This is a genomic window from Burkholderia latens (assembly GCF_001718795.1).
Taxonomy (GTDB): Bacteria; Pseudomonadota; Gammaproteobacteria; order Burkholderiales; family Burkholderiaceae; genus Burkholderia; species Burkholderia latens_A.
This window is the reverse complement of record NZ_CP013437.1, coordinates 695,379-709,121: the sequence shown is the minus strand read 5'-3', so window position 1 is coordinate 709,121 and position 13,743 is coordinate 695,379. Positions and strand designations below refer to the sequence as shown.

At 65.9% G+C, this 13,743-nt stretch carries 14 protein-coding genes and 1 pseudogene; 5 read left to right on the top strand and 10 right to left on the bottom strand.

The window, feature by feature from the left end:
- The first annotated feature begins 280 nt into the window (after positions 1 to 280).
- Positions 281 to 1,345 carry a DNA topoisomerase IB gene (locus WK25_RS18725; protein ID WP_069242338.1) on the top strand — a complete coding sequence of 355 codons (1,065 nt, stop codon included), beginning with the start codon at positions 281 to 283 and terminating at the stop codon, positions 1,343 to 1,345.
- Positions 1,346 to 1,420: 75 nt separating this feature from the next.
- Here the strand turns inward: WK25_RS18725 and WK25_RS18720 are convergent, their stop codons facing one another.
- The gene (locus WK25_RS18720) at positions 1,421 to 1,729 is read right to left on the bottom strand and encodes an H-NS histone family protein (protein WP_038571692.1); all 309 of its coding nucleotides are present in this window, start codon (positions 1,727 to 1,729) and stop codon (positions 1,421 to 1,423) included.
- A gap of 117 nt (positions 1,730 to 1,846) precedes the next feature.
- Positions 1,847 to 2,080, bottom strand: coding sequence for a flagellar transcriptional regulator FlhD (locus WK25_RS18715; protein ID WP_038571689.1), 234 nt, complete (start codon positions 2,078 to 2,080; stop codon positions 1,847 to 1,849).
- Positions 2,081 to 2,463: 383 nt separating this feature from the next.
- Between WK25_RS18715 and galU the strand changes: the two genes are divergently transcribed.
- The 4 genes and pseudogenes from galU to WK25_RS18695 all read left to right on the top strand — a co-directional run bounded on the left by galU (position 2,464) and on the right by WK25_RS18695 (position 6,669).
- Positions 2,464 to 3,348, top strand: a complete 885-nt coding sequence (gene galU, locus WK25_RS18710) for a UTP--glucose-1-phosphate uridylyltransferase GalU (RefSeq protein ID WP_038571687.1) — start codon at positions 2,464 to 2,466, stop codon at positions 3,346 to 3,348.
- 61 nt (positions 3,349 to 3,409) lie between these two features.
- A pseudogene (locus WK25_RS18705) lies at positions 3,410 to 3,958 on the top strand (phosphatase PAP2 family protein).
- Between the two features lie 318 nt (positions 3,959 to 4,276).
- Positions 4,277 to 5,470: a hypothetical protein gene (locus WK25_RS18700; protein ID WP_069242336.1), complete on the top strand. Its 1,194-nt coding sequence runs from the start codon at positions 4,277 to 4,279 to the stop codon at positions 5,468 to 5,470.
- Entirely contained in the window at positions 5,467 to 6,669 is a 1,203-nt protein-coding gene (locus tag WK25_RS18695) for a sialidase family protein (RefSeq protein WP_069242335.1), read from the top strand. Before WK25_RS18700 ends, WK25_RS18695 begins: the two co-directional genes overlap by 4 nt.
- 54 nt (positions 6,670 to 6,723) lie before the next feature.
- On the opposite strand, the gene WK25_RS18690 is transcribed toward WK25_RS18695, so the two are convergent.
- The 8 genes from WK25_RS18690 to WK25_RS18655 form a co-directional block, all read right to left on the bottom strand.
- Positions 6,724 to 7,659: a KpsF/GutQ family sugar-phosphate isomerase gene (locus tag WK25_RS18690; RefSeq protein WP_069242334.1), complete on the bottom strand. Its 936-nt coding sequence runs from the start codon at positions 7,657 to 7,659 to the stop codon at positions 6,724 to 6,726.
- The gene (gene kdsB / locus WK25_RS18685; protein ID WP_069242333.1) at positions 7,637 to 8,452 is read right to left on the bottom strand and encodes a 3-deoxy-manno-octulosonate cytidylyltransferase; all 816 of its coding nucleotides are present in this window, start codon (positions 8,450 to 8,452) and stop codon (positions 7,637 to 7,639) included. Before kdsB ends, WK25_RS18690 begins: the two co-directional genes overlap by 23 nt.
- Positions 8,436 to 8,987: a KdsC family phosphatase gene (locus WK25_RS18680; RefSeq protein WP_069242332.1), complete on the bottom strand. Its 552-nt coding sequence runs from the start codon at positions 8,985 to 8,987 to the stop codon at positions 8,436 to 8,438. The genes kdsB and WK25_RS18680 overlap by 17 nt, the downstream gene beginning before the upstream one ends.
- Entirely contained in the window at positions 8,984 to 9,829 is an 846-nt protein-coding gene (gene kdsA / locus WK25_RS18675) for a 3-deoxy-8-phosphooctulonate synthase (protein ID WP_038571671.1), read from the bottom strand. The genes WK25_RS18680 and kdsA overlap by 4 nt, the downstream gene beginning before the upstream one ends.
- A 93-nt stretch (positions 9,830 to 9,922) precedes the next feature.
- Positions 9,923 to 11,020: a glycosyltransferase gene (locus WK25_RS18670; protein WP_226209065.1), complete on the bottom strand. Its 1,098-nt coding sequence runs from the start codon at positions 11,018 to 11,020 to the stop codon at positions 9,923 to 9,925.
- 39 nt (positions 11,021 to 11,059) lie between these two features.
- Entirely contained in the window at positions 11,060 to 12,013 is a 954-nt protein-coding gene (locus tag WK25_RS18665) for a glycosyltransferase (RefSeq protein WP_069242330.1), read from the bottom strand.
- Positions 12,010 to 12,540: a serine O-acetyltransferase gene (locus WK25_RS18660; RefSeq protein ID WP_038571663.1), complete on the bottom strand. Its 531-nt coding sequence runs from the start codon at positions 12,538 to 12,540 to the stop codon at positions 12,010 to 12,012. Before WK25_RS18660 ends, WK25_RS18665 begins: the two co-directional genes overlap by 4 nt.
- 1 nt (position 12,541) lies before the next feature.
- Positions 12,542 to 13,741, bottom strand: a complete 1,200-nt coding sequence (locus WK25_RS18655; RefSeq protein ID WP_069242329.1) for a capsular biosynthesis protein — start codon at positions 13,739 to 13,741, stop codon at positions 12,542 to 12,544.
- Positions 13,742 to 13,743 lie beyond the last annotated feature (2 nt).

Genomic DNA, 13,743 nt, shown 5'->3' with positions numbered 1-13,743 from the left:
CAGCGATATCGGTATCGGCATACGTATAAACACCTAAGTCCCCGCGGCGCTCGGGCGCGCGGCGCGCCGTGCAGGGCCGCACGTTGTCCCGTCGTGTTTCGCCGCGTCCGGCGCGCCTCGCCGCGGAGCCGGTCGGCGGCGCACGAATCTTGCTCCCGCCTCGCCAGCGCCCGCTCGTGCATCGCGGCGAACTGCCGCCAACAAGGAGAACGACGATGAACGCCGCGTTTGAACGCAGCATCCAGCATCCTGACCACCCGCCCGCCTGGCGCGGCGCAGCATGAACAAACGCGCGTCGCTTACGGCGCCGGCGAACGCGTGTGCGGTTGCCGCGTCGCTGCGCCATGTCGACGACCGGCGCCCCGGGTACACGCGCCGCCGGCTGCGCAACGGCTTCGCGTATTACACGCAGGATGGCGTGCGAATCCGCGATGCCGACGAGATCGCGCGCATCAACGCGCTCGCGATTCCGCCCGCGTACACCGACGTGTGGATCTGCATGGACGCGCGCGGCCATTTGCAGGCGACGGGCCGCGATGCGCGCGGGCGCAAGCAGTATCGCTACCACCCGCTGTGGCGCGAGACGCGCGATGCGAACAAATACGCGCGGATGGCGGCCTTCGCGCGCGCGCTGCCGCGCATCCGCGCACGGGTCGCGCGGGACCTGGCGCTGCCCGGGATGCCGCGCGACAAGATCGTCGCGACGATCGTCCGGCTGCTCGACACGACGCTGGCGCGAATCGGCAACGCCGAGTACGCGCGCGAGAACGCGTCGTACGGACTGACGACGCTGCGCAAGCGCCACGTGACGATCCGCCCGGGGCAAGTGCGGCTGCGTTTCACCGGCAAGAGCGGGATCGAACACGACGTGACCGTCGAGGACCCGCGCGTCGGCCGCATCGTGCGGCGTTGCGCGGAGTTGCCGGGCCACGAGCTCTTTCAGTATCTGGACGACGACGGTGCGCGTCATTCCGTCGGCTCATCCGACGTCAACGACTACCTGCGCGACGCAGCGGGCGCGGAGTTCACCGCGAAGGATTACCGGACGTGGGCGGGCAGCGTACAGGCGCTGGCGCTATTGAGGCGGATTCCGCATCAGGGCGTCACGCACGCGCGCAAGCAGATCGTCGAAACGGTGCGGGCCGTTGCCGACATCCTGCGCAACACGCCGGCCGTATGCCGGCGCTGCTATATCCATCCGCTGGTGCTTGAAACGTTCGAGGCCGGGGAACTCGATACGCTCGAGGTCGTCCGCAAGCCGAGGGGGCTGCGCGCGGATGAAGCGGCGTTCGTGGCGCTGCTGGAGCGGGCCGCGCGGCGGGAGCGGCGGCGCGCGCGTCGATGATCCGGCGGCGCGAGCGCCGGGTCTCGCGCCCGTTTGCGGCCCGGGAACGCCGGTTTTCGCCGCGCCGCCGCGCGTTCAATCGGGATTGCGCTCGATCAGAAACCGCTCACGGCGTCCACCCTTGATCCAGCGCGGCTCGCGCCCTCGCCCGCTCCATGTCGCGCCGGTCTTCGGATCGCGATACCGGGGCGCCGATCCGCTCCCGCGCGGCGCCGTTCTCGCGGCGCCTGCGTGGCGGCCGAAGATCTGGCCGGCGGTCAGCCCGTATTCCGCGATACGCGTGCGAATCTCCTGAATGACGGCGTCGAGCTCGGCAAGCCGCGCTTCCTCGACACGCTTCATCAGTTCATCGGCTTGCGCCTTCAATTCGCGATAACCGGACATGCGATTCCTCCACATTTACATGGCGTGATAAAAGACCGAATGGACGCGGGATCGCCATGATGCAATCCGCTTGAGGGCCGTGAGTCGAACGCCCATTCGGGAAAACCGGAAAGCCCGTCATGCGCGGCCCGGCGCGTTTTCTGCGCGAAATTCACACACCAGTTCGCCACTGGCCGCAAGTTCGTCGATTTGAACCGGCGTCAACGCGACAATCGATGCCGCAATTTCGTCAGAGATGCCCAATTGGCGCCTGCCCTGCTCGTAGTCGGTACGCAACATGCGCTGCGCAAGTGCGAGATACGCGCGATTGAATTGCGCGATTGCATCGAAGATGTCGCCCTGTCCGGTCATGATCGCTCCTGAGCCGACGGCGTCCTGCGGCCCGCGAGCGCGGCGCCGTGATTGGCCGTCCGGTAATGGATGCCTGAATCTATGTCATGCAATCACCTTCGTGCCGCCAATTCCTAGATGGCATCCGACATCCGTAAATTCGGCGGTTGCCATTCGCGATCGGCGATTGGCGATTGGCGATTGGAAATTCGGGATTCGTCGCTGTCGGATTCGGACTAGATTCGGTCACCATCGGGATCGGGAACGCCCATACGATTTTCGGACGGCGCGGAGTTCATTTGCGCGAGCGGCCCGCCACCGGCGAACGATGACTGCCTTGCGCGCATCGCCGCCTTCCTCGGCATTCACGATGCCGGATCCTGAACGGATGGAATCCCGAAATCATGTTGAAAGTGACGAAAGCCGTATTTCCCGTCGCCGGTCTTGGCACGCGATTTTTGCCGGCGACCAAGGCCAGCCCCAAAGAAATGCTGCCGGTCGTGGACAAGCCGCTGATTCAATACGCGGTCGAGGAAGCAATCGACGCCGGCATCACTGAAATGATTTTCGTGACCGGCCGCAGCAAGCGCGCGATCGAAGACCACTTCGACAAGTCCTACGAGATCGAAGCCGAGCTCGAGGCGCGGGGCAAGGAAAAGCTGCTTTCGCTGGTGCGCGGCATCAAGCCGAGCCACGTCGACTGCTTCTACGTGCGCCAGGCCGAAGCGCTGGGGCTCGGTCATGCGGTGCTGTGCGCGGAGAAGCTGGTCGGCGACCAGCCGTTTGCGGTGATCCTCGCCGACGATCTGCTGGACGGCCCGACGCCCGTGCTGCGCCAGATGATCGATGTGTTCGATCATTACCACGCGTCAGTGATCGGCGTGGAGGAGATTGCGCCCGACGCGTCGAAGTCGTACGGCGTGATCGACGGCAAGCGGTGGGACGACAACCTGTTCAAGCTATCCGGGATCGTCGAGAAGCCGGATCCGGCGAACGCGCCGTCGAATTTCGGCGTGGTCGGCCGCTACGTGCTGAAGCCGAAGGTGTTCGAGCATTTGCGCGCGCTGCGGCCGGGCGCGGGCGGCGAACTGCAGCTCACCGACGCGATCCAGTCGCTGCTGTCGGACGAGCAGGTGCTCGCCCATCGCTACGACGGCACGCGCTTCGATTGCGGCAGCAAGCTCGGCTATCTGAAGGCAACAGTCGAGTTCGCGTTGCGGCATCCGGAAGTCGCTGCGGATTTCGAAAGCTATCTCGCCGCGCGCATGCCGGCGCTGATGGTCGCCTGACCGCGTGGGCGCTGCGCAGCCGGTCGCGTGGACGGCCGTCAGCGATCTCGGCGACGCGGCGATGACGTTGCCGCTTGCGCTCTGGTGCATCGCCTGACTCGCGTGGTCGACGACCGGGCGACGTCAGGCAGTGTCATGGGCGCTGCTGCTCGCGGCCGGCATGGCGCTCGTCGGTGTCACGAAGATACTTTACGCCGGTTGCGGGGTCCGGATCGAGGCCATCGATTTCCGCGTGATCAGCGGACACACGATGCTCGCGTCGGCGGTCTGGCCGATGACATGCGTGCTGGTGCTGAGCGGCGCACCGCTGCGGGCAGGCACGCCTTTGCTGGCCGGACTCGCGCTCGGCGCGCTGATCGGCGTCGCGCGTGTGTTCGACGACGCGCATACGCCGTCGGAAGTCGTCGCGGGCTGGTTCGTCGGCTCGGCGGTCGCACTGGCGTTCGCGCGGCGGCACGGCATGCCGCGCGTCGAGGCCCGGTATCGCGCGCTCGCTGCCGGGTCGCTGCTCGTCGTGTCGGCCGTGGCTTACGGCCGGCATGCGCCGATTCAGGCGGCGATCGAGTGGTATTCGCCGTTTTTGTGCGGGCGATTCACGCTGCGGCCTTGACGATCCCGCCGCAGCCGTCCGGGGGTTGCCCGACGCCGAGCGAGCGGCGGCGGCGCTCACCTTCGTTGCACCGGCCTCGCCGAAAAAAGACAGAATACCGGCAGGATCGGACACCCCGGCTCGCGCGACGGCCTGACCGCCTATCCTTGAGCGCCGGAATCGCTTCGTCACGAAGAAGGCCGCGCATTCCGCGTGCGAACCGGCGCGCAAGCCCGTCCTGCCCGGCAGGCATCTTGCCCCGTGTCGCACCGCATCCCGCCGCGCGGCGCCGGAACGGCCAGCGCGCAGCGAATCCGGAGTCTCCGATCGGGCGCACGCATGTCGACCTTGCTCTTCTCAGTCAGCGTACTGTTCTTCTCGCTCAACGCATTCAGCGTGCGGGCCACCTTTGCCGCGTATTTCCTGCTCTGCGCACTTGCGTTTCTGCGCGCCCCGACGCTGATGAACCGGCAGCGATATTTGCTTCCGGTCTGCACGTATTGGCTGGTCAGCACCTGCCTCGCGTTCGTCCTGTCAGCATTCGGTGACTTCTACGTGAACTTCTTCATCAAGTTCGTGCTGATCCAGACGTATATCGCGCTGAGCTACTGGATGTTCGCGGGCGGCGTGCTCACGCGCGAATCGCTCGATACCGCCTGCAAGACGCTCATTTACGTGCACGCCGCCTTCTTCACGTTCCAGCTCGCCTACTACCTCGGAACCGGCACCTTCATCGATTTCGACAGCTACGTGCGTGAAGCCGATTCCGAGGCGCTCTACGCGACCAAGGCGCTGACCGACAGTCTGATCTCGATCCGCGCGCTGGGGTTGTATTCGGAACCGTCGTTCTATGCGATGACGGTCGTCCCCTCTTCGGTGATCCTGCTGCTGTCGCAGCGGCGCATTACGCTTGCGCCCGTCATCGGCTTCGCCACCGCGCTGCTTAGCTTCTCGGTCGCGTCGATGGCAGTGTGCGCGGTGCTGTGCGCGCTGCACGTACTTTCGGCGCGCGGCCGCCTGCGCACGAGGATCGCCGTCGTCGCGGTCGCCGTCGCATGCGTGCCGTGGCTCTACGGCGTCTACGACCAGCGGGTAAACCAGTCGGTCGATTACGATGCGGTCGGCAGCCGAACGCTCGTGCTGACCGAGCTGACCGAGCGCGATGTCGTCGCCGGCGTGTTCGGGGGCGGGCTGTTCTGGGACGAGCGCAACAACGTCGGCAAAACACATTTGCGTGGCTATCAGGTGCGGGACAGCTCCTTCTATATCTACCTAGTGTTCGCGGCGGGCGTCGCGGGCTTCGTCGCGGTCTTCGGGACGCTCGTGCTGCTGTTCCGGCGCAGGGGCCGACGCAAATATCTGCTCTACCTGCTGCCGATCCTGCTCTTCAAGTACCACGTGCTCTATGGCATGCTCTGGCTCACCATCCTGCTGTTCGTCGTGCTGGCTAATCAGGACGCTCCGCACCGGCGAACGGCCGCCCGTCGAATGCCGGAGGTTTCCGGCGGCAAGCCGCTCGCGCAACCGACATGACATCACGCCGACATGCGCCGACATTGCTCGCAGTAAAGCGGTCGCTGATCGCGCTGCTGTGCGCGAGCTGCACCGCGGCGGCGGCACCGGCGCAACCCGTACCGCCGCCCCCCGGCGACGTGATTGCGCACAGCCGGGCCGCCACGCGGATTTATCTCGGCTCGCCATCGCTGGCCGTGCTGCCGAACGGCGACTATGTCGCGAGCTTCGACACGTTCGGCGCCGCGGCCGCGCAAAACCGCGTACACATCTTCACGTCGCACGACAAGGGAGCAACGTGGTCCAGGCTCGGCGACGTGCAGGACCAGTACTGGTCGTCGCTGTTCGTGGTCAATGGTTCGTTGTATCTGATGGGCACCAACCGCTCGATGGGCACGCCGTTGATCCGCCGCTCCGATGACGGCGGCGCATCGTGGACCACGCCAGTGGATACATCGACCGGGCTGTTCCCTTATCCGGGACGCTTCATCACGGGGCCGGTGCCGGTGCTCGTCGACCGCGGCCGCGTGTGGCGCGCGTATGAAAGTGTGGAAGACGGCGACCTGCGTGCGCTGGTGATGTCCGCGCCGGTCGATCGCGACCTGCTCGACACCCGGAACTGGCGCGTGTCCGCGCACCTGCCGTCGGACAGGCGCTGGCTTGGCGGCAGGTTTCAGTCGTGGGAAGAAGGCAATGCGGTCGGCAGGCAAGACGCAGCGCCTGCGATCATGCTGCGCGTGAACACCGACAACGGCCCGGAAAAGGCTGCGCTGGTTGCAACGGCTGATGACGGCCGCACGCTGTCGTTCGATCCGGCACGCGATTTCGTCGACTTGCCCGGCGGCGGAAAGAAGTTCACGATTCGCTTCGATACGACGTCCAAGCAGTACTGGACGATCACGAATGCGGTGCCGAAGCGCGTCGGCCGAGTGAACCTCGAGCGCGTGCGGAACATGCTGGTGCTGCTGTCGTCGCCGGATCTGCGCCAGTGGAGCGCGCGGCGCGTACTCCTGCAGCATGCCGACATGAAACGGCACGGCTTCCAGTATGCCGACTGGCAATTCGACGGCAACGACATCATCGCCGTGCTGCGCGTCGCGTTCGACGATCCGGACGGCGGCGCCGCAAGCCAGCACGATTCGAATTTCATCACCTTCCTGCGCGTGCGCCGGTTCCGCCAGGACGAGGCTTCCGGTGCACTGACGCAAAGCCTCCAGTAACGCGTGCCGGCGCCGGCGCTTCCGCGCGTCATCCGACGCTGCGGACGCCTTCTGCTACTTCTTGAACACGCCGACGACCTCATCGCCGTCGACGACCAGCAGCGCCCCGATCCGCTGTTGCTGCATCAGCTGAAGCGCGTCCTCGACCCGCGTGCCGGGCCGCACCGTCGACGGCTCGATCGACATCATGTCGGCTGCCGTTCGCCGCAACACACCGTCGCCGTGACGCTCGATCGCGCGACGGATGTCGCCGTCGGTCACGATGCCCCAGCCGGCGGGCCGCTTCACGATCGCGAGCCCGAGCCGCCCGCGCGTCATCGCATCCAGCACATCGAGTGTCGACATGTCCTCCGTCACGAACGGCAGGTTTCCACGCGCCATTTCGTCGTCGACGGTCGACAGCAACCGGCGGCCGAGCGAGCCGCCGGGATGAAAGCGCGCAAAGTGTTCGGGCTGAAAGCCGCGTGCGCGCATCAGCGTGACCGCCAGCGCGTCGCCCATCGCGAGCGTCGCCGTCGTCGATGCAGTCGGCGCGAGTTGCAGCGGACACGCCTCGCGCTCGACGCCAATGTCGAGATGGGCGCGCGCGGCGCGCGCCAGCGCCGACGCGGCGTTGCCGGTGAGTGCGATCAGGTCGTTGCCGTTGCTGCGCAGGAACGGAATCAGCTTGATCACTTCGTCGGTTTCGCCGGAATTCGAAATCGCGAGAAACGTGTCGTCCGGCGTCACCATGCCGAGATCGCCGTGATAGGCCTCGCCCGGATGCATGAAGAACGCGGGCGTGCCGGTGCTCGACAGCGTCGCGGCGATCTTCCTGCCGACGATGCCGGACTTGCCCATGCCGCACACGACGACGCGGCCGCGCGAAGCAAGAACGATCTCGATCGCGTCGTCGAAGTTCGCGTCGAGCCGTGCGGCCACGCCGGCCAGTGCAAGCGACTCGATCTCGAAGACCTGCCGCGCCGATTCAGTATGGTTCTGTCGCATCATGGGTGTGCCGTTTGAGAAGGGAGACGACGCGCTCGACGTCGTCGGGCGTATCGATGCCGGGCGGCGGCGCATCGGGCCAGCGCATTACGTCGATCGGCAAGCCGAGCCAGAGCGCGCGCAACTGCTCGAGCTTTTCCAGCTGCTCGAGCTCGCACGGCGCCGTGCTCGCCAGTGCCTGCAAGGTCGCATTCCCATAGCCGTAGAGGCCAATGTGGCGCAGGAACCTGCCGCTGCCCGATTCACTTGCGTGGGCCGCGTCTGCGGGTCGCCCGTCCCGACAGAACGGGATCGCCGCGCGCGAGAAATACAGCGCGCGGCCGCGGCAATCGACGACAAGCTTGACGATCGCCGGCTCGTCGAGCAGCGCGGCGTCCCCGACCGGGCACGCCACCGTCGCGACACCGAGGTCCGGCGCGGCGCCACAGAAGCCGGCGAACGCTTGCAACAGCGCGCTCGGCACGAGCGGTTCGTCGCCCTGCACGTTGATCACCGCATCGGTGTCGGCCCAGCCGAGCATGCGCGCGACTTCCGCCGCGCGATCGGTGCCGGACGCATGACGGGCATCGGTCATCGCGAAGCGGACGCCTCGTGCGTCGAGCACATCGGCGATGCGTGCGTCGTCGATCGCGACGACGATGTCGACACCCGGCAGCGCACGGCGCACACGCGCATGCACGCGAACGATCATCGGCGTGCCGTCCAGATCGACGAGCGGCTTGCCGGGCAGTCGCGTCGAACCGTACCGGGCGGGAATCACGACGCGCACCGGCCGCAGATTACTGCACGACGTCATGACCGCTCCATTGTTCGAGCAGCGGCCGGTACGCGTCGTCGAACGACAGTCCGCCCTCGGCCAGCAGATGCTCTGCCACCGCCCTTGCCACACCGCGGCCGCCGGCGATATCCGTGACACGATCGACCCGTGAACGCACGAGACGATGCGCATCGGCTGGCGCATACGACACGCCGACGCGTTCAATGACCGGGAGATCGTTCACGTCGTCGCCAACATACGCGATCTCGTGGTCGTCGAGCCGTTGACGTCTCTTGATGTCCGCATAACCGGCGGCCTTGTCGTCGCAACCGGTCACCAGCACGTCCACGCCGAGCTGCTGCGCGCGCCATGCCAGTGCACCGCTGTGCTTGCCCGACAGGATGCCGGTGTGGATGCCGTGCGCGCGCAACAGCGCAAACGCGACGCCGTCCCTGGCGTGAAAACTCTTCATGAACTCGCCGTCGCCTGTGACATGAAGCTGACCGTCGGTCAGCACGCCGTCGACGTCGAACAGCACCAGGCGCACGGGCCCGCGATACATTGCGCCGCTCATCGGATCTCGAGCGGCGGCAACCGCTTGACCAGGTCGTCGACCGCCTTCACCTGCTGCAGGAACGGCTCGAGCAATGCGAGCGGCAGCGCGCTCGGACCGTCGCAGCGGGCGCGATCGGGATCCGGATGCGCTTCGAGGAACAGCCCGGCGAGTCCGACCGCCATCCCCGCGCGCGCGAGATCGAGGACCTGGCGCCGCCGGCCGCCTGACGCGGCGCCGCCCGGATCGCGCATCTGCAGGCTGTGCGTGACGTCGAAGATCACCGGGCAGTCGCCCGTCGCATCGCGCATCTGGCGGAAGCCAAGCATGTCGACGACGAGGTTGTCGTAACCGAACGAAGACCCGCGCTCGCACAGGATCACGTTGCCGTTGCCGGCCTCGCGGCACTTCGACACGACGTGCTCGATCTGCGTCGGGCTCATGAACTGCGGCTTCTTGATGTTGACCGGTTTGCCTGTCTGCGCGATCGCGACGACGAGATCCGTCTGACGCGCAAGGAATGCCGGCACCTGCAACACGTCGACGACCTGAGAGACCGGCTCGGCCTGCCACACTTCATGCACGTCGGTTATGACCGGTACGCCGAACCGGCGCTTGACCTCATCGAAGATCCTGAGCCCCTCGTCGAACCCGACGCCGCGATACGAGTGAATCGATGAGCGGTTCGCCTTGTCGAACGATGCCTTGAACACCAGCGGAATGCCGAGACTTCGCGTGACCTCGACGAACGTGCCGCAGACGTCGAGCGTGAAGTCGACGCTTTCGAGCACGTTGAGACCGCCGAAGAGCACGAACGGCCGGTCGTTCCCGGCGATGATGTCGGGGGTGATGGTTACATTCATCCTGTTCTCCACGAAATGGGAAAGGTGTTGCAGCGCATGCGCGACAGCAGCAGCCGCGCGAGCGCTCGGGTCAAGCGCGGCCGCTTCCGACTGTCAGCGGGCCGCACGTGCAGCATAGAGCGGTGCGAGTTCCGCGAACAGGCGCTCCTCGCCGAAGCGCTGCCGCGCCTCGTCGCGTGCCCGGCGGCCCAGTTGGCTGCATAGCGTGTCGTCGCCGACGATGCGCGTCAGCCACGCGATTGCGTCGGCCGCCGTCGCGTACACCACGCCTGTCTGCATATGACGCACGACGTCCACGTTGCCGGCACAGTCGGACACGACCACGGGCCGGCCGGCCAGCATCGCCTCGATGACCGATACCGGCATGCCCTCCCACGACGACGTCGACAGATACACGTCCGCGCGCCCGAGCCGGCACGCGACCTCGTCGTGCGGCAGCCATCCGGTTACTTCGACGCCCGCTTCCGTCAGCGTTGACTTCAATGCCGCGTCGCCGTCGCCGATCCATACGAAGCGGGTGCCGTGCGCCCGCATGCGTTGCGCGATCCGGGCAAACAATTCGGGATTCTTTTGCGCACGGATGCCGCCAACAGTCACCACGCAACGGGGAGCAGCGGCCAACGCGTCGACGTTGCCCCTGTGGGTAGACGACGTGACGTCGCTCACTGCATTCTCGACCACCACCACCGGTTGACGAAGCCATGCGCGGATCGCGCGGCCTTCGCTTTCGGAACACGCGACGTACAGGCATTTGCGCACGCACGCGATCCATTCGAGGGCGACGAACGCCAGACGCTTCATGCCCGAGATATCGCGACGCATGAACGAAATGCAGTGCGGGCTGTAGAAGAATGCCGTCTTCGGCAACGCAAACAACGTCGACAGCCGCCCGAGAAAACCGGCAAACGACGAATGCAGGTGTACGACGTCCGGACCGATCTCGTTCAGCGTCGCGCGCAGCCGGCCGACCGTGCGCAGCAGGCCCATGCCTTTCATTTGCACATGGCGCAGCGACACGCGCGCGTCGAACATCGCGGCGAGTCCCTGCGGCGTGTCGGGCCGCACCGAGTAGACGACATGCACGTCGTGCCCTTCGCGGGCAAGACGATTCGCGATCAGACACACCATCGACAACGTGCCCGTCGCGCTGGATTCGACTATGTGGACGATTTTCATCTGAGGCCGTTTCATGAGGAATGAGTCATCGCGTGCCGATGGCGAATAGTCCCGTCAAACGCGTGGCCCGCGCCCGGCCACCGCATCGATATACGCGAGCACCCCCGATCGTTCGATCACGCGCCCCCATTCCAGCGACTTCATTGCGGCCGGATCGGGACAGCGCGCGCGAATCTTCGACAGTGGAAACAGCTCGTCGAAGATCGTGGCGCCAGTCACGTGACACTGAATCCCGAGTTCATGCGCCGTACGCACATTCGACGGCGCGTCGTTGCATACGATCTTCTTGCCCAGCGACGCGTACTCAAGCAGCTTCGTTGGCGTCTGAAAACAATGCGGACGGTGATAAGGAAAAAAGCACACCGCGTATTCGCTGTCGCGAACGATCCGCAACGCGTCGGATTGCGGCACGCGGCCGACGAAGCGGATGCCCGGCGTATCGGCGAACGCCGCGCGGATCTCGGGCTCCGGGTTGCCGACCAGCACGAGCGTATCCGCTTCGTCGCGCCGCGCATCGCGATAGGCGGCCAGCACCTTATGAAAGCCGCGTTCACGACTCATCTCGCCGATATAGCAGAACCGGCCGGCCGCGGTTTGCCGGGCGTCGTGGGCATCGGCGCGGGCCGGGTCGAAAATCCAGTCCGGCACGCCCATCGGCAGCAGCAGCGAACGCACGCCGTCGCGAAACGCCATCGCGTCGCGCATCCGCGCGTTCTGGAAGATGCGCAGATCGGGGCGCACGTTCAGCGCTCGCTTCACGCGATCCTTGAGCGCCGCGAGCCGGCCGACCGACAGCGACCGATAGTCATGAATCACGAATCGCGCAGGCGGCAACGCGCGATAGAAGCCCATGATGCACCACAGAATGCACTGTTGCCGGTCCGGAAAGCGCGCGTACGCGTCGAGATCGCCGTCGAACACCTCGAAGCCGTGCGTTCTCAGACGACGTCCGTACGCAGCGATCTCGGGATAATTCGCCTTGCCGGGATGGAGAATGAATACTTTCATGTCGGTCCCTGCCCAATGTCGAGAATCCGTGCCGGCACGCCGACGGCCACGCGGCCGTCCGGTATGTCGCGCAATACCACTGCCCCCGCGCCGATCCGCGCGCGGTCGCCGACACGCACCGCGCCGAGCACGATGCTGTGCACGCCGAACTCCACGTGATCGCCGATCGTCGGCACGCCGCCGATCGTGCCGTCCTTCAGGATCGTGTTACCGATGGTCACGCCGTGCCGCAGCGTGCAGTAATCGCCGATCACCGCATAGCCGTTGATCACGAGTCCGGTACCGTGATAAAGCGCGAGTCCCTTGCCGATCTTCGTCTTGACCGGAATCTCGATGCCCATGAGCCAGTCGCACACCACGATGTAAAGGAGGATCAGCGGCGCGCCGGCCAGCAGCGTGAACCGGCTCCGGCACGCGAGGTAATGTGCGACGCGGTAGAAGATCACCACGCAGCGCGTCTTGACGAACGCGTTGCGGCGGCAGTCTTCGGCGATCGCCTCGGCGGTCTGTCGCAACGATACGGCCATGTCAGTACCGACTCCCGAACACGCGTCGCGCGGCATCGGCAGGAATGCGCGCCGCGCCGAAATAGTCGATACCGTCGACCAGGAACGAATGGATGTACTTCAGCAGCCGCTCGCGGTCGAAATCCCTGTAGAAGCAACGGCCGAGCGACACAACGCGCTTTCCGTACAGCATCGCCTCGAGCCCGACCGTCGAATTGATCGTCACGACCGCATGCGCATGCCGAAGCAGCTCCGTCGTCGGCGACGTTACGATCTCGAAGCGATAGGTCTGCTGCAGGCGCACGATCGCGTCGATCTCCGCTGCGTCCGTCTCGGCCGGATGCAGCTTCACGAACAGATCGGCGTTCTCGTTCGCCGCGAACTCGAACGCGTGACGGATCGCGTCGAGATTGCCGACGTCGGAGTGCAGCTTGATCTGCGTATCGCCGGACACCTGAAGCGGCAGGAACACATAGCGGCAGGTTGCCAGCGTATCGACCGACATGTGCCTGGCATCGCGCGGCGCCGGCATTCCGTTGCGCGCGCGCACGCTCGCGACGCGCCTGCGGCCGACGCCGCGACTGAGCACCTTCAGCACATAGTTGGTTGCGGACAGGGTCTTGCGCGCCCACGAGGTCCGCGCCTGCGGCAGCGGCATCTGCTTGTAGCGTTCATATGCCGACAGCCAGCGCGCATGCGTGTCCTCGTCTGGCCGCGGCAGCCGATCGACGACTTCCGGGTTGCGGCTGATGGTCGACAGTGCGTTGACGCCCAGTGGATCGACGAACAGCTTGCCCGGCAGGTTCGAGATCTCGATGAAGCGCGTGGCGACGCCGTGCACCGCACACGCCTGCCGCACCGCGCGACACACAAGCTGCTGCCCGTTCCACATCACGCACTGCTCGACACGCAGCGCGCGCAGCAGTTCCGACGCGATATGGAAAATCGCCGCGGACTCGCGCTTGGCGCGCGCCTCTGACATCTGCCCGTTCAGCACTTCGATCGACAGCTGGTATGGCGTGTGGTCGACCTGCTGGCCGTCTGACTTGCCGATCGGCGTCAGGCGGTTCAGATACACCGACCGATAGCCGTTCAGCAGCAGGCCGAGATGCGCGACCGGTTCGCTGGTCAGGAACGCGAACGCATATTCGTGACGCACGGCGTGCACGAGGCGAGTGACGAAGTAGTAACGCTCGAGGGAATCAACGACTATCAGGATCATGG